16 protein-coding genes are annotated in these 16546 nt (G+C 45.9%); 5 read left to right on the forward strand and 11 right to left on the reverse strand.

Translation table 11 applies throughout. The features are described 5' to 3' along the window. The coding region (locus tag QT979_RS02760; RefSeq protein ID WP_333308019.1) for a CHAT domain-containing protein at positions 1 to 2077 on the forward strand (2077 nt) is incomplete at its 5' end. Between the two features lie 18 nt (positions 2078 to 2095). Here the strand turns inward: QT979_RS02760 and QT979_RS02765 are convergent. Next, positions 2096 to 2749: a Crp/Fnr family transcriptional regulator gene (locus QT979_RS02765; protein WP_333215617.1), complete on the reverse strand. Its 654-nt coding sequence runs from the start codon at positions 2747 to 2749 to the stop codon at positions 2096 to 2098. Between the two features lie 581 nt (positions 2750 to 3330). Between QT979_RS02765 and hslO the strand changes: the two genes are divergently transcribed. Continuing rightward, positions 3331 to 4230, forward strand: coding sequence for an Hsp33 family molecular chaperone HslO (gene hslO, locus QT979_RS02770; RefSeq protein WP_333230499.1), 900 nt, complete (start codon positions 3331 to 3333; stop codon positions 4228 to 4230). 246 nt (positions 4231 to 4476) lie between these two features. Further along, positions 4477 to 6540, forward strand: coding sequence for a hypothetical protein (locus QT979_RS02775; RefSeq protein WP_333308022.1), 2064 nt, complete (start codon positions 4477 to 4479; stop codon positions 6538 to 6540). A gap of 352 nt (positions 6541 to 6892) precedes the next feature. On the opposite strand, the gene QT979_RS02780 is transcribed toward QT979_RS02775, so the two are convergent. From QT979_RS02780 to QT979_RS02790, 3 genes are all read right to left on the reverse strand, one after another. Then, a complete protein-coding gene (locus tag QT979_RS02780) occupies positions 6893 to 7366 on the reverse strand; it encodes a TspO/MBR family protein (RefSeq protein ID WP_333215446.1) in 474 nt (157 codons plus the stop codon). 301 nt (positions 7367 to 7667) lie between these two features. Next, positions 7668 to 8249: a hypothetical protein gene (locus QT979_RS02785; RefSeq protein ID WP_333084571.1), complete on the reverse strand. Its 582-nt coding sequence runs from the start codon at positions 8247 to 8249 to the stop codon at positions 7668 to 7670. A 41-nt stretch (positions 8250 to 8290) separates the two neighbouring features. Next, the gene (locus QT979_RS02790) at positions 8291 to 8464 is read right to left on the reverse strand and encodes a hypothetical protein (protein ID WP_333308024.1); all 174 of its coding nucleotides are present in this window, start codon (positions 8462 to 8464) and stop codon (positions 8291 to 8293) included. 154 nt (positions 8465 to 8618) lie between these two features. On the opposite strand from QT979_RS02790, the gene QT979_RS02795 reads away from it, so the two are divergent. Then, positions 8619 to 8933: a zinc ribbon domain-containing protein gene (locus QT979_RS02795; protein WP_333052014.1), complete on the forward strand. Its 315-nt coding sequence runs from the start codon at positions 8619 to 8621 to the stop codon at positions 8931 to 8933. Between the two features lie 158 nt (positions 8934 to 9091). Here QT979_RS02795 and QT979_RS02800 read toward each other — a convergent pair whose 3' ends face one another. Beyond that, positions 9092 to 9946, reverse strand: coding sequence for a DUF1232 domain-containing protein (locus tag QT979_RS02800; RefSeq protein WP_333308026.1), 855 nt, complete (start codon positions 9944 to 9946; stop codon positions 9092 to 9094). 108 nt (positions 9947 to 10054) lie between these two features. Here QT979_RS02800 and QT979_RS02805 point away from each other — a divergent pair, with 108 nt between their 5' ends. Further along, positions 10055 to 10879, forward strand: coding sequence for an NAD-dependent epimerase/dehydratase family protein (locus QT979_RS02805; protein ID WP_333308028.1), 825 nt, complete (start codon positions 10055 to 10057; stop codon positions 10877 to 10879). Between the two features lie 97 nt (positions 10880 to 10976). On the opposite strand, the gene QT979_RS02810 is transcribed toward QT979_RS02805, so the two are convergent. From QT979_RS02810 to sufC, 6 genes are all read right to left on the reverse strand, one after another. After that, on the reverse strand, positions 10977 to 11609 hold the full coding sequence (locus QT979_RS02810) for a Uma2 family endonuclease (RefSeq protein WP_333215456.1): 633 nt from the start codon (positions 11607 to 11609) through the stop codon (positions 10977 to 10979). A 185-nt stretch (positions 11610 to 11794) separates the two neighbouring features. Then, positions 11795 to 12223, reverse strand: a complete 429-nt coding sequence (locus QT979_RS02815) for an Imm1 family immunity protein (RefSeq protein WP_333215458.1) — start codon at positions 12221 to 12223, stop codon at positions 11795 to 11797. Further along, a complete protein-coding gene (locus QT979_RS02820) occupies positions 12223 to 12618 on the reverse strand; it encodes a deaminase (protein WP_333215460.1) in 396 nt (131 codons plus the stop codon). The genes QT979_RS02815 and QT979_RS02820 overlap by 1 nt, the downstream gene beginning before the upstream one ends. Positions 12619 to 12806: 188 nt before the next feature. Next, positions 12807 to 14069 (reverse strand): SufS family cysteine desulfurase, encoded by a 1263-nt coding sequence (locus QT979_RS02825; RefSeq protein WP_333215462.1) that lies wholly within the window; start codon positions 14067 to 14069, stop codon positions 12807 to 12809. A 193-nt stretch (positions 14070 to 14262) separates the two neighbouring features. Next, positions 14263 to 15606: a Fe-S cluster assembly protein SufD gene (gene sufD, locus QT979_RS02830; RefSeq protein ID WP_333308031.1), complete on the reverse strand. Its 1344-nt coding sequence runs from the start codon at positions 15604 to 15606 to the stop codon at positions 14263 to 14265. Further along, a complete protein-coding gene (gene sufC / locus QT979_RS02835) occupies positions 15603 to 16394 on the reverse strand; it encodes a Fe-S cluster assembly ATPase SufC (RefSeq protein ID WP_333177138.1) in 792 nt (263 codons plus the stop codon). The genes sufD and sufC overlap by 4 nt, the downstream gene beginning before the upstream one ends. Between the last annotated feature and the right edge of the window lie 152 nt (positions 16395 to 16546).

Genomic DNA, 16546 nt, shown 5'->3' on the forward strand with positions numbered 1-16546 from the left:
TGCTTACTATTCCCTCGGCGACTACGCCAAAGCGATTGAGTACGCTCAGCAGTATTTGGCGATCGCCCGAGAAATTAAAGACCGCCAAAGCGAGGGGGCCGCTTTGGGAAGTCTGGGAAATGCTTACTATTCCCTCGGCGACTACGCCAAAGCGATTGAGTACGCTCAGCAGTATTTGGCGATCGCCCGAGAAATTAAAGACCGCCCAAGCGAGGGGAAAGCTGTGGGAAGTCTGGGAAATGCTTACTATTCCCTCGGCGACTACGCCAAAGCGATTGAGTACGAACAGCAGTGGTTGGCGATCGCCCGAGAAATAAAAGGCCGCCAAAGCGAGGGGAAAGCTTTGGGAAATCTGGGAAATGCTTACTATACCCTCGGCGACTACGCCAAAGCGATAGAGTACACTCAGCAGTCGTTGGCGATCGCCCGGGAAATTAAAGACCGCCAAAGCGAGGGGAGAGCTTTGAGAAGTCTGGGAATTGCTTACTCTGAACTCGGCGACTACGCCAAAGCGATTGAGTACGAACAGCAGTCGTTGGCGATCGCCCGGGAAATTAAAGACCGCCCAAGCGAGGGGATAGCTTTAGGAAATCTGGGACTTGCTCTTTACAAATCGGGCAATCTCCCAGCAGCCGAGACAACGCTACTTGATAGTATTAAAGTTTCAGAATCTCTCCGTGCTGGATTAGACGATGCCAATAAAGTGTCAATCTTTGAAACCCAAACTAACCCCTACGTCATTTTACAAAAAGTCTTCATTGCTCAGAAAAAAACTAATGAGGCTTTAGAAATTGCCGAACGGGGTAGAGCCAGAGCTTTTGTGGAGTTATTGGCATCTCGCCAAGCCCCATCTGCATCTGCCCAAACTACTATCAACCCCCCCAATATCCAGCAAATTCAACAAATTGCTAAAGAGCAAAACGCTACCCTTGTCGAGTATTCAACTATTTGGAATGAAGCCCTTTATATTTGGGTCATCAAGCCGACTGGTGAAATTACCTTTCGCTCCGTTGACCTCAAATCTCTTAACGTCAATCTACGCGAAGCCACCGAACAGACAAGAGTATCTGCTGCTTTGGGGACGAGAGGATTAAATGAGCAACATACCGCCTTAGCTGAGGTGATTCGCGGCACTCGCGATGCTCTGGGTGTATCGGCGGGGGACATTGCCAATAAACAAACAGCTAATCCCCCTGCTTCTACCCCTGCTAATTCTCGCATAATCTACCCCAAATTACAGCAAAGTTATCAACTACTGATTCAACCCATTGCCGATCTTTTACCTACTGACCCGAATGCTCCTATCATCTTCATTCCCCATCAATCTCTGTTTTTAGTTCCCTTTGTCGCCTTACAAGATCCGACAGGTCAATATCTGATTGAAAAACATACCATCCTCACCGCTCCCGCCATTCAAATTTTGCAGTTTACCCACCAATCACGGCAAAAAGTCCGACAACTTTCTCTCCAGAATAACTTAGTTGTAGGCAATCCAATTATGCCCAAAATTGGCACTCCGCCGCACCAATTAGAGCCCTTACCGGGCAGCGAACGGGAAGCAATTATAATTGCCCAACTTCTGAAGACTAAACCGATTACAGGCTCTCAAGCGACTAAAGCATCGATTGTTCAACAGATGCTAAAAGCCCGGATTATTCATCTGGCAACTCACGGATTACTCAATGAAGTGAAGAGGCGAGATTTACCGGGAGCGATCGCCCTTGCGCCATCAGGAAATGATGACGGATTGCTGACTTCGAGCGAAATCTTGGATTTAAAATTAAATGCTGAATTAGTGGTATTAAGTGCTTGCAATACTGGCAGAGGAAACATCACAGGCGATGGCGTGCTTGGGTTATCTCGTGCTTTAATTAGTGCTGGTGTTTCCACTATTATCGTTTCTCTGTGGTTAGTGCCCGATGAGCCGACAGCGGAATTAATGGCAGAATTCTATCGCCAGTTACAGAAAAACCCGAATAAAGCTCAAGCTTTGCGGCAAGCGATGCTGATGACAATGAAGATGCACCCAACTCCGCAAGATTGGGCAGCATTTACCCTGATTGGCGAAGCAGAATAAGATTTTTTTCGGCGCTTGCTACACTGCTTGAGGGTTGCAGCCAAACAAATCAGACGTTGACGCAAAAACATCTTTGTTAAGTATTAAATGCCGATCGCCATCTCGACTGATTAACCCTTGCTGCTGCAATTTTCCCAGCATTCGAGTTACTGTTACCCGCGTCGTGCAAATCGCATTAGCAATATCTTGATGTGTCAAGCGAATATTCAAACGAGTTCCCTCAACCACAGGCTGACCGAATTCCTGTTGCAATAATAGCAGTAGCTGATACAAACGGTCATCTACTCGCCGCTGTCCGGCGATCGCTAAAATTGCTTCCATTTGCCGCAGCCGCCGTACCATTTGAGGCAGCAACTCGTGAGCCAATTGAGGAGAAGCTTCGATTTCCACCATAGAATACCACATCAAATAAATATCTGATGTCGCCGTAGCTCGGTAAGTCTGCAAGTTTGTCAACCACAAACCGAAGCACATCGAAGGCCCAACCCAGCCCAAAAGTCCTTCTTCCCCGTTTGGATAAAGCGTACTCAGTTGTGCTAAACCTTGACAGACTCGCCAAAGGCCATGCGACATCATAGGAATGGTTTCGCCCTTGGCATAAAAATGCAAGTTTCGGCTCGCTCCTGTGTTATGCTGGATTTCCGCTAAAAGTGCTTTGGATGTTGGTGGCATATCGCTTATTTCCAGCTAAAAAACATTTGTCTGAGACCTACGCCTCTGACTCTAACCGGCAAAGGTAAAGGTTTGGTAATCGTCTGGTTAGCGGCAAGATAAGCTTTAGTCATTAGTTGTTATTCATTGGTCATTGGTCATTAGTTATTAGTTATTAGTCATTAGTTTAGGACTTAGGCATCGGTAGCCAGAAATCGGGTTTTTTAGATTAAATACACGGGATTAAAAGCCTCTAGATCGGTTAAAAAAACCGGTTTATATCTTCCGAGTGCGTTCAGGAATATAGTTATTAGTGGTTATTTGTTAATTGTTATAAATAGACTGAGAACAAGCTGGCGTGGTAACAATAAATGCACTCGTTATTCTGGGCTTTTCAAATAAATATTGATATCGAATAATCCATCAGACTATTTGTTAATAAATCCTCAGTTAATCAAGGTTTTATAGAAAACAAAGGCGAGTTTGGAAGTTCGATCGCACTCCCAGGCCCGCCGAGTCAACTGCTGCTCTCTGCTGCCACAACCTTCAAGAACTTATAAAATAGTTCAAGAAGGTATCAAAAGACAAAAGCAAGGTTTTTCATGGCCGATCAATTAATTCGCGCTACAGCCGCAGAGGGCGGAATTCGCGCTGTAGGCGTCATTTCCACCCGCCTCACCGAAGAAGCAAGACAGCGGCACAAGCTCTCCTATGTGGCTACAGCCGCCCTCGGCCGCACAATGTCGGCGGGGCTGTTACTCGCCTCCAGCATGAAGCGGCCCGAATCGAGAGTCAACATTCGCATCAAAGGAGATGGGCCGCTGGGCGGGCTTCTGGTGGATGCGGGACTTGATGGAACGGTTCGAGGTTATGTGGATAATCCCGAAGTCGAATTGCCGCCCAATGCTAAAGGCAAACTCGATGTCGGCGGGGCAATAGGTGACGGTTATTTGTACGTGGTGCGGGACGTTGGATACGGCTTCCCTTATTCCAGTACGGTAGAATTGGTTTCCGGCGAAATTGGCGACGATCTAACTCACTATTTGGCAACCTCGGAGCAAACGCCTTCGGCTCTGGTTTTGGGGGTGTTTGTAGGGGCGGGCGGGGTAGAAGCGTCTGGGGGTGTGCTGTTGCAGGTTCTGCCCAAGGCGGCAACCGACGAAAAATTGGTGCAAACTTTAGAATCTAGAGTTGCTGAATTGTCGGGCTTTACGCCGCTGCTGCGATCGGGCAAAACGCTCCACCAGATTCTCGAAGAGTTACTGGGAGATATGGGCCTGGAAATTTTCCCGGAAACTCAGATGGTGCGCTTTGACTGTGGGTGTTCGTTCGATCGAGTTTTGGGAGCTTTGAAAATGTTGGGCGAAGCCGAACTCCAAGACATGATTGAAAAAGATGGGGGGGCTGAGGCTACGTGCCATTTCTGCAATGAGGTTTACCAAGCTAATAGCGACCAACTTGCGGAACTGATCGGCGATTTGCGCTCAAACTCCGGTTCTTGAGACGATAATGTGTAATTGGCTCTATTGAGTGCGAGTTAGGGATGATGGCCTTGACCAATTGCCAATTACGCATTATCAATTACCTAATCACAAAATTTTGATTTTGGCGGTTTGGCGATCGGCTCTTGCAGTCTAGGGCAGACGGGAGTATGTAAAAGTGATGAATACATTTTATAGAGCAGTTGATAGCAGCGCTCGCAGTTTTTAAATAACTTACGCTAGCTGGTTGCTGTTTGTGGTGAGGATATGAGTCAAGATCGCAAAATACCAGGCCGTTGGTCTGCATCAGAATCCTTGGAGTCAACAAAGGATACTTCGTCGCTGGTGCGCTTACCAGCAAGGAAAAACCGGGCTGAACGACTTAAAGAGCTCCGAGAGTTGGTTACTTCGGGAAAACTGCCGGGAGGGCATCTGGAACTACCGCCGAATTTGTCTGGGGAAAACTCGCAGCCGCCGGGGGAACACAATCCGTTTTGGCGGAACTGGTCGAACAAGTGGCAGTTTTGGCTGGCGCTGAGTTTGATGGTATCGGTGGGTATGGGGTTTGTGGCAATTGCGTCTTTACTCAACCTGACCTCGCAGTCCAATTGCTCAAAGATTTTTTGGCCAACGGCTTCTGCTAACGATCGCTTTTTTTGTGCTCAAGAAGCAGCAAGCAAGCGGACGGCGGATGATTTGCTCAGGGCGATCGAATTAGTGAATGCTTTGCCACAAAACCATCCGTTGCGGCCGAGAATTAACACTCAAATCGATCGGTGGTCGGAGGATATTATTAGGCTGGGAAATGCTAGTTTCCAAGAAGGAAAGCTGGATGAGGCGATTGCGCTCGCTCGTAAGGTTCCTAAAAACGTTCCGGCTTACCCGAAGATGGAAAAGCAGATTGAAAAGTGGCAGTCGATATGGAGCGATGCAGAGAAAATTTACCGCACGGCTGAAGACCACTTGCGTCAGGAAGAGTGGCCGCTGGCTTTCAGCCAAGCTACTCTGCTTTTGGATTTGGGAAATACTTTCTGGGAATCGGCTAAGTACGAGGAATTGACTAAGCTAATTCAGACGACTCGGGCTGAGGGCAATAAGTTGCTAAAAGCCCGGAATACAGCCTCCGAGGGAGGTCTCGACAATCTGGTGACGGGGATTAAGCTGGCTCAGGGAATTGATCAAAACAGTTATTTGTATCAAGCTGCCAATAAGGCGATCGCGGAATTTAGCAAGAAAATTCTGGATATCGCCCAAAAACGCTTGCAAGCAGGGGATTGGCAGGAGGCGATGGCGATCGCTAACAAGATTCCAGAGTCGGCAAATTTAAGGGAACAAGTACAGGATTTTAATGAGTTGGCGAATGCTACTTCTCAGGCTTTGACTGGCTCTGTTGAGGGTTTCTCCAAGGCGATCGAGATTGCTCAAAAGTTGAAGTCCGGTCGCCCTTTATACAAACAAGCTCAAGATTTAGTCGGCCGCTGGCAGCAAGAAATGGCTGATGTGAAAGTTTTGGATTTGGCAAGCAGGCTGGCGGCGCCGGGTGGGGTAAATGATTTGAGGGCTGCCATCGCGCAATTGCAAACAGTCCCGGAATCAAATCCCCGCGCTTCGGAAGCTCGCCGTCAAATTAGCACCTTGAGCCGTCAAATCGAGCTGATGGAAGACAGTCCCTATTTGCAAAAAGCGAACGATTTAGCGAGTACGGGCGATCCGAATGCTCTGGAAGCCGCCGTTGCTCAAGCTTCTCGGATCGGTAGAGGTAGGGCGCTTTACGTGGAAGCTCAAGCCAAAATTCAAGCTTGGATCGAGAGGAGACAGCGGCTTGTTGACCAGCCGTTTTTGGATAGAGCTCAGCAGCTAGCGGCGAGCGGCAATTTGGCGGGGGCAATTGAGATGGCGCGCCGGATTCGATCGGGACGGGTGCTTTATGAGGAAGCTCGATCGAACATTCGGACTTGGGAGGCTCAATTTCAGGGCGAGCAAGGTTTGCAGAACGCCCGTCAGACGGCCCGATCCGGGACTGCTGACGCTTTGCAAACGGCTATTGCGCTGGCAAGTCAGGTTCCGGAGTCGAGTTCGCTGCGGTGGCAGGCGAGTGAGGCGATTGATGAGTGGAGCCAGCGGATTTTGGCGCTGGGTGTGGAAGAGTCGTCGTCGGATCTGGCTGGGGCGATCGCGACTTTGAAGAAAATTCCTTCGGGTACTCGGGCTTTTGAGCAAGCTCGATCGCAAATCAAAGTTTGGGAGGAGTCGCTGAATCCTCCTGAGTCTGAATCTCCCCCTCCTGAACCGCCGGAAATTGAGCCTCCGACCAGCTCTGGCAATCGTTAGGTTAACTGGTTTGCCCGACATTGGACGGAGGTTTAAAGTCGGAGAATGATGGTTGATTTGAGTTAAAACTCAAATCAACCATCATTCTCAATCAACTTCTAGGGGTGGGTTTACAAATCATACTCACATTGCCAACAAATTAAATAAAGCCACCCCCACCACGCGATAAAACTCAGAGAATCTCTATTTAACGAACCGCGAAGACGCGAAGAGCGCGAAGGAAGAAGAGGAAGACAAAGAGTTCACAATTGATACGAGGCTTGCTATAGCAGTTTTCTATTAGGTGAGGTACATCTTAGCAATTACCTTTTTCCCAATGCTCAATTACCAATTACCTGTAATTTTAGATCAATTAAACATCGGCCGGATTCAGGTGCATCATTGCCCAAGTGGTGTAAGTGCCGATCGGACTCCAAAGTATGTAAGGTAGCAATAACAGGGCGGCCGGCTCCGAAACTTGCAAGACACTTAAAGCTAGCATTACGCTTAAAATAGCGCCAGTTCCGCCGATTATTGTGCCGACTTTTAGGCTCCTAATTTTGCACATAACCGAGGTGTAAGACATGGTTACTATTTCTAAAAGCAGGTACAAACCCATTCTCAGCCAAGTCTCCTGAGTTCCTGGTTCTTTTTCCCAAACAATCACTGCTGACCAAGCTGCACAAATAAAAATTACTGTCCAAATTAAGGGAATTGCTTTTTCAATTACTAGCCATCTCGGACGCTGCAATCGGTTGAACCATTGGATGTCGCTGGGCGGGATTATGTTAGTGGCTAGTGCTACTATCAAGGCGACGCCTCCAATTACCATCCAGGATTTAATCATTTTTTTACCTTGGGCGAGGTTGACAGGTTCAATTCAGCAGATATTATCTCGGATTTTGGCGATCGCGCAATCTGTGCCTAGTTATATTAGATTGGACAGAGTTGCGAAACCTAATATCAGTTGACAACTAATTTAGACTTCTGGGAAACCTCAATTTATTTTTTTCTATTCGGTTTCATAATATAAAGAATGTGACTCTTGCTTCCTCCCCTTGACAAGGGAAGGGAGCGAGTCTGCTTTTTAGTAAAATTTACCAGTAAATTGAACAAAAAGTCTCTTAGTCTTTCAAAAAAATCGGCTACTAGCCGAGGCGGTGATGCTGTTCTAATTCTAAACTAGAGTCATCCTCTTTTTTCGGAACCAGAAGCGTATTTTCGCTGCTCGGTTGCAACACGGCTTTAATCACTTGGAGAAAACGGTTAGGCTTTTTGGTTTGACCGTTGAGAGTGCGCCGGTCTTGCACTTTTTTAGAAAGGTGCCTCATCACAGATAAATCGAGTTCATCGATGAAATGGTCTGCTATACGTTCTCCCATTAAATCAATAGCTTCAGCATACTGATCGGTTAGCGTTTCTATGGCATCGTATGCTTCGTCAGCAACTTGACTTGCTACTGTTTTATTTTGGTCGCCCGGTGTCTGGGAATGGCTGCGGCGCCGATCTAAAAGACTTTGGTAATCCGCAATGCTCATTCCCAAATTGTAGAGATGGTGGTGAGCGTGATCCATCAAATCTACTTCACTGGGATAGAAGAAACCACGGGTGCTATTGATGCCGTGCAGTTTTGCCCAACGCCGCAGAGTTGTCTCATCTTGCAGTTGATATCGCTCCAACATTTGAGCTGTGTTCAGCTCTACTTCTGGCGTAACTTTGAAATCGCTCATCGGTAAATCCTCGCTGGTGAGTAAATAAATAAAATTGAAACTTAGAATCTGTGATTGGCGTACAGTCTGAAAATGATGATCAATCCTGTGACGGCATTGAGGTAAGTCTTGCGGGCATTTGCTAACCGTCGATCGTGCGATCGTTGGATCGAGTCAGAGGATTTCAGGGTAGCGTACTTTTGGGCATTGTCTCGATCGCATCCGGGAGCAAGCACACAGGGTTAATAATATAGCTGATTTAAGGTTTCAACAACCGTTAAAAATAGTAAAGTTTGATTGTTGGCCTTGAATTCTTAGTAATGTTGAGCTATAATTTTCTGAATAACCGTGCAATTAGTAATTTTAGTAGTTGCAAACGAGATTCTTAGTATGCCTGTATACGATTATTTGTGTCCCGAAAACAACCAGCAGTTAGAAGTTTGGCACAGCATGAACCTGGAAGTTTCGACTTGGGGCCAACTGTGCGAGTTGGCTAAGCGCGAACCCGGGGAGACTCCCGCAGATGCTCCAGTACGCCGACTGCTGAGCGCTCCGAGGTTGATGAAGCCGACATCGGACACCGATTATAAAAATCAGGGGTTCAGCAAGTACGTGAAGCGGGATGAAGGGGTTTATGAAAATGTCACGGCTAAGGATGGTGAAAGCCGTATTGTCAATCGAGATGGTAAGCCGATTAAAGACTGAGAATCCATAATTATCAAGTTTTTAGTTGAGTGAATTATAGATATTATGTAGGGACACGGCAGCGCAGTGTCCTTTATTTTATCTATAAAAAACAGCTATATTATTCAGATTATATTAGTCCGACGCCGACACCACAAAACGCTCAATTAGACATAATATTATTGACCAAACCAATCTTTCATTTTTTGTTTGGCTTGTTCTTTAGTATCAGCATTAATGTATACTGAAACAGTAGCGATCGCCGCCAGTAACACTCCCAAATCATCTGTAAATCCAACACCGACTAATATATCGGGAATGGCATCAACAGGAGATATAAAATAGGTCAAAGCTCCAACTACAACTCCTTTTGCCCAAGCAGGCACGTTTGGGTTCTGAGCCGTATAGTAGAGAATCAAAGCTTTTTCAACTACTTCTCTTCCTGCGGTTAAAGCAAAGTTTTTAAGTTTAGTCCAAAAACTTTCATCTGAATAGTTGATTTTGGGGATGCTGAGGTTTGTTGTGGCTCCTTTCCGGTAGATTAAATCGAGAGGAATGCCCTTATTTTTAACCTGGGAAACAGCAGAATTGAAGGATGCTGATGCCTGATTTTTATTAGGCGCGCCCTCCCGTATGTGTTTCATGTCTGCGATGAATTCCTGCATGGCTTGGATTTGCAAGTCGGAAACCGCCAGCAGTTTTTTTGCAGATTGGATAGCCTCATTTTCTGCGGGATGCAGCGTCTTATTTGCCCCAGCAATGTTAATTAAAAAATACATGACTCCCAAACGCAGCGGTTCTTCTGACTTGCTGAGTGTTTGCAAACAGTCGCTGAGTGATGGGGGACTGGCTGTGTAGGAGTGGATTTGAGTCTTTGCAGAGTCAGAAAATTTGTCTAAATTTATGGTTTTAAACAACAAATCTAGTTCGTCAATATCAACGGAACCATCGGCGGCTGCGATCGCAAACAAAGAACCATAAAAAGCTAAAAGTTCACTTTCTGAGGAGGTGGCAAAAATATCTCTCTCGGACATGATGGTACTTCGATCGCGACGCTTTGCATTTTACCACAAAACTCAGCGCGCCATGATTTCAGAAACCGGCAATAATTTTAGAGAGCATGACACAATGGAGAATTTTTTATGAAAGTTGCGATCGTCGGCTGTGGCTATGTGGGTACTGCGACAGCCAAACATTTACGCGGCAAATCTGATTATACCGTGACGGCGACAACTACGACGGCGACGCGAGTAGTTGAGTTGGAGGGTGTCGCCCAGCGGGTAGCCGTGATCAAGGGAAATGACAAAGAGGCAATGACGGCTGTATTGCAAGAACAAGATGCTGTTATGCTGTGCGTCGGTGCTCCAAATTCTCAGACTTATCGGGAGAGTTATTTAGATACTGCGACAACTTTAGTAGCTGTTTTACAGCAGATACCGACAGTCAAGCAGGTTATTTATACGGGTACTTATTCTATCTATGGCGATCGCCAAGGTGAATTGGTAAATGAAGATTCACCTGTCGCGCCTGCTAATCCAAACGGTGAAATTCTCGCAGAAACAGAACGGGTTTTATTAGCAGCATCTAGTCCAAATCTTCACGTCTGCATTCTCCGTTTGGGAGGAATTTATGGGCCTGGGCGAGAATTAGTTAAAATCTTTGGAGGCTGGGCTGGGAGCACTCGTCCCGGTAGGGGGGAAGATGCTACTAATTGGGTGCATCGAGATGATATTGTTGGGGGGTTAACCTTTGCTTTGGAAAATCGATTGCAGGGAATTTACAATTTAGTCGGGGATGTGTCGCTATCCAGTGGCGAATTGCTCGATCGCATTTTTGAAGCTAATAATTTGCCTAAAGTTTCTTGGGATGGAAGTCCTAGCGTGCGGCCTTATAATGCGAGGGTGTCGAATCAAAAGATTAAGGCGGCGGGTTATCAGTTTGTTCATCCTGAGATTAGGGAGTTTTAGTTGGGCGATCGCTCTTTTGTTAAACCGCATCTTTTTCACAGGCGGGACGCCCGTGCCACAATGAACGCGGATGGACTAAAGGGCGATATTCACCGCTTTAGATTTTTTCCCTAACCCAAATTCTAAATGATTTCAGTAATGCAATTTCTCCCATTGTTTTAGTCTGCTCAAAAAACCTACTCATTTCTGTTGATGATAAAAAGGGAAAAGCAATACTGAAATTGCATTCAACATAGTCCTCGGAAGCTAACTGATAAAATTTTAAAACTCGCCCGTTATATCTCCAGAGTTCGGGTACGCCAAGTGCCGAGTAAATTCCTGACTTATTAATTGAACTACTGGTAATATCTATTTCAATTGCCAAGTCGGGCGGTGGGGCAGTTTCTAAGTCTAGTTCTTGCCTGCCTCTGACTGCTGGTTCACTTTGAATATAATAACAATTGTCAGGTTCTATACCCTTTTTAGCCTGTTCTTGCTTGAGAGTCATTGAGCCAGCACTTTTGATTTCACTGCCGAGTTCTTCTGCTAAAATGAAAATGAAGCGATCAGACTGAATCTTGGGATTTTCATGTTCGTATAAAGGACTCATAATTTCCAACATCCCGTTATCATAAGCTATGCGATAACCTCGGCGATCGCCTATTTCTTTGAGCAACGTTTCAAAGGTTGACCAGCTAATGTTTTCTAGCAGTGTTCTTTGTTCGGCTAAACTTGAAGTAGTAGCAATCATCTCAAAATCTCCTTGAGCTGAGAAAACTCTAGTTTTATTTTACCACAGGCCCCGATACTATGAAATGGGCGATTTTTTACGGGATAGCTCGGCTTCCCGGTCTTTTTTTTTTACCGCAGATGCAGGCGGATTGACGCGGATGAACGCGGATGAAGAAAGAGCGATCGCACTTCACTTAGGTTGTGTTAAATCTTATTTGATGACACCGCTAATTCTTTCTCTTCTTCCCAAGACAGTGATATTTGAAGTTGTCCTGATACTGTAAATGTGTGAGCTGCCAACAGTGCCGTCTCTAAATTTACACACATCCGGGCGGAATAATTACCTTCTTGTCCGCCGATAACTAGCTTTTCTATTGCATCGGGTTTTGATGGATCTACTAAATTATGGAAGCTAACGTTATCAAAAGTTACGTTAACAATATATTTGCCGGATTCGCCGCCACCAATGCTCATATAACACTCGTCATCTGCACCCAAGGTAACTAAAGTTTTAGTTGTCCCATTTAACTCGCGGATGGCTTGTTCTATTTGACTCCAAGTAGGACTTTCTATTAAGTCACCTTCATCCTGGTTGCCAACCCAATTTTCTGCTGATAGGTTTAACACAAACATTATCGCCTCCTTGTATTTGGGAGTTTAACGGTTATTGTTTTACTTCCATTGGGAGTAATAATTTCTAATTCTTCTATATTTAACTGCCAAGCCATAGAGTTTACTCCACCTCTTAAGCCGCAGGCTGCACAAAGTTCGCGATCGCAAATCAAACGTGCTTTACCTCCTCTAATTCCCGCATCGGCTGCTTGTTGAAAAGCATCGGCTTCAGCGTGGGTTTTGGTGATAGGATTGACATTAAAGGTTATTTGCCGACGATTGGGGTTGCTGCCAGAGTTGATGCCAAAAAAACTTTGACCCGCTATTTCTAGTTTAGCTATGGTTGATTTATCGGTTTCGCTGCCAGCCGATGGTAAACCTAGGCTTTGTCTATATGCACCTAGTTCATCAAACACACTTTGTATTTTTGCCTTTCCTTTGGGTTGACAGCCCAATTTTACCAGATTGTGTTCTGGTTTTGGGATTTGGGATTGCGATCGCTCTCTTCTTCATCCGCGTTCATCAGCGTCTATCCGCCTGCATCTGCGGTTAAAAAAAGGGCGATCGCTTCTCAATTTCTACCCGCGCACCATCACCCACCAAATTATCCCATAATCCCAGCAAAAAAGTCGATCGTCTCTTTCAACGCTTTCACAAACACATCAATCTCCTCGCGAGTATTGTAAAAATACAAACTCGCTCTGGCAGTAGATGAAACGTTCAAATAGCGGTGCAAAGCTTGCGTGCAGTGATGCCCGGAACGAATCGCGACTCCCTCCTGGTCTAACATGGTAGACAAGTCTTGAGGGTGAATTTCTCCTGCTGTAAATGCCGCCAAAGCTGCCCTACCTTCGCCGTTGCTGTCTGGTTGTGGCCCGTAGATTTTAATTTCTGGAATTTGCCACAATTGTTGGAACATATAAGCAGTCAATTCTGCTTCGCAAGCGTGAATCTTATCCATGCCAATCTTACTAAGATAATCGATTGCTGCACCAAGGGCGATCGCCTCGCCGATTGCAGGCGTGCCGGCTTCAAATTTGTGTGGCAAATCGGCATAGGTGGAATAATCGAGAAACACGTCAGCAATCATCTCCCCACCACCGAAAAACGGAGGCATTTCTCTCAGCAAGTCCAGTTTACCGTACAGAAAACCGATGCCAGTCGGAGCGCACATTTTGTGCCCGGAAGCAACCAGCCAATCGCAATCAATTGCTTGCACGTCTACTATCATGTGCGGGACGCTTTGGCAAGCATCTATTAAAACTCTTGCGCCGAAACTGTGGGCAATTTTGCAGATTTCTTTGACTGGACTGATGCAGCCCAAAGTATTAGAAACATGAACGGTTGACACCAATTTAGTTTTATGGGAAATTAGCGTTTTAAACTGTTCCAAATCAAACTCGTTAGTTTCCGTTAACTCGACAAACTTCAGCACAGCACCGGTTCTTTGAGCAATCATTTGCCAGGGAACGAGATTGCTGTGGTGTTCCATCACCGACAGGATAATTTCATCTCCAGCTTGCAGATTGCTCAAACCCCAAGAATAAGCAACCAAATTAATCGCTTCGGTGGCGTTGCGAGTATAGACAATTTCTTGCCGAGACGCCGCATTCACAAACGCGGCAACTTTGTCTCTCGCACCTTCGTAAGCATCAGTGGCTTTGGCGCTGAGAGTGTGAGCGCCGCGGTGCACGTTTGCATTATATTGTCCGTAGTAATCACGCCAAGCGTTGAGTACAGCTAGGGGTTTTTGAGAGGTAGCTGCATTGTCTAAATAAACTAGCGGTTTACCATTTACTTTTTCATTCAAAATTGGGAAGTCGCCACGAACTTTTGAGGCAAGTGTTTTTTCTTGAATAAGTGTCATATTTTTCAGAAGTTAGTATTGTTGTGAAACTCGCTTCTAGGGCGTATTGTTGAACCCGGAGATCCCCCTAAATCCCCTTAATAAGGGGGACTTTAAGAATACTCTTGTTCCCCCCTTATTAAGGGGGGCTAGGGGGGATCTCCGGGTTTGATTGCAAAGGTAAGAAAACACCCCCAGTCTGTTGGTGATTCTTTTATTCTTGAATAGCCACGCAGGTAGAAAGCATTTTGGCCACGCCCATAATCGGTAATTGATTGAGCATTTCCGCCGCAAAAGCATCGATTAGCAAATAGCGACTTCTTTCTAAATCCAAACCGCGACTTTGCAAGTAGAAAAGTTCATCATCTTCTAATTGACTGACAGTTGCACCGTGGGAACATTTAACGTTATCGGCGACAATTTCCAACTGCGGTTTGGTATCTACGCGAGCTCTCGGCGACAGCAACAAATTTCGGCTCAATTGTCCGGCATCTGTCAATTGGGCGGCTTTGCGAACGAAAACTTTGCCGTTAAATACAGCGCGAGCTTTGTTCCCGACAATGCACTTATGTAATTGGCGACTTGTACCGTGAGGGTGATTAAAATCGATTAAACTGTGAGTGTCCGACAACTGTTCCCCAAAGGCTACGCTTAAGCCGTTTAACGTTGTTTCAGTGGCTTCGCCGCGCTGAAAAACTTCTAAATTGTGCCGCGATATTTTGCCTCCCAAGTTGATAGCATGGCAAGTGTAACGGCTATTACGAGATTGCTCGATCGCACTTTTGCCGATATGAACAACCTCTCCACCTTCCCGCTGCAGCCGAACGTGATTCACAGTGGCATTTTCGGCGACAACAACATCCGTTACAGCATTCGTAAATGCAGCGACATTCCCGATAGTTGCATAATCCTCAACCAGCGTCACATTGCTTCCAGGCTCAGCTATGACTAAGCAGTGCGGCTGGGACATCGTAGGAGATGTACCTGGTGCTGTCAGGAACAGCAAGTGAATCGGAAGGTCGATCGACATATTGGCCGGCACGAACACCACCGCAGAATCCGCCAAACCCGCAGTATTCAGCGCGGTAAACACCTCGGTTTGCTGTCTGTGCTTGCTCAAAACATCCCTGATGCGCGCCTGATGTTTTTCGGGTACATGGGATAGATTACCTGCATAAAAGTCGATCGGCAAATTGGGAAAAACCGACGACTCCACCGTTGACAAATCCGGCGCATAAAAACCGTTGACAAATACCAATCTTAATGGTAAATCATCCCGATTTTTCACTGGCATAATGATATCAGCCAGCTTAATTTTTGACTGATTGATCTGCGGTATATGAAAAGGAATTTGCAACACCGACGACAAATCAGTAAAGCGCCATTCTTCATCCCTCACCGTCGGAAAACTCGAAGAAAGCACGTATTCCGTCGCCGCATCCCGCAAATCCTGCAACCCGTAAGCAGAACTTTCGTTATTAGCTGCGCCCAACTTGCCGCACTGATTAACCAAATCAGTCAAAAACATTTCCCTACTAGCAACTTGCGTATTCATCATCGCGCGCCCACTCCTGCAGCTTCCTCTTCCACAACCCAGTCATAACCGCGCTCTTCCAATTCCAGCGCCAACTCTTTCGGGCCAGTCAAGATAATTCTACCGGCTTCCATGACGTGAATAAAATCAGGAATAATGTAATTCAGCAACCGCTGATAGTGAGTAATTACCAACATCGAATTTTCAGCAGTTGACAACTGATTCACACCGCCGGCGACAATCTTGAGAGCGTCGATATCCAAACCCGAATCAGTTTCGTCTAAAATAGCTAACCTCGGTTCCAACAGCGCCATTTGCAAAATTTCATTCCGCTTTTTCTCGCCGCCGGAAAAACCCTCATTTACGCTGCGGCCTAAAAAAGAATCATTCATCTTGACAATATCCAGCTTGTCCTCGATTAAATCTTGGAAATCAAAAGCATCCAATTCTTCCAAGCCGCGATGTTTGCGGTGAGAATTGTAAGCCACGCGCAAGAAATCCAGATTGCTAACGCCGGGAATTTCTAAAGGATATTGGAAAGCTAGGAACACGCCAGCTAAAGAGCGTTCTTCCGGCGGTAATTCCAGCAAATTTTGACCTAGAAAAGTAACTTCTCCGCCCGTTACTGTATAAGCAGGATGACCCGCTAATATCTTAGATAAAGTGCTTTTTCCAGAACCGTTCGGACCCATAATCGCGTGAATTTCACCCGATTTAATTTCCAGATTCAAACCCTTAAGGATTTGGGTATCTTCCACATTCGCAGTTAAATCGCGGACGGATAGCACCACTTGACTATTTTCAACAATCATCTATTTTTTTCCTTTTCCTCAATGCACTTTACAGTTTTTTCTTCTCGTTCTTCTCGTTCCTAGGCTCTGGCTATTACTGACCACTTAACGTTAAACCTACCGTCTCTCTTGTTTGTATCGAAGTCTCGATCCCCCCTAACCCCCCTTAATAA

The organism is Microcoleus sp. w2-18bC1 (assembly GCF_036700365.1).
GTDB lineage: Bacteria > Cyanobacteriota > Cyanobacteriia > Cyanobacteriales > Microcoleaceae > Microcoleus.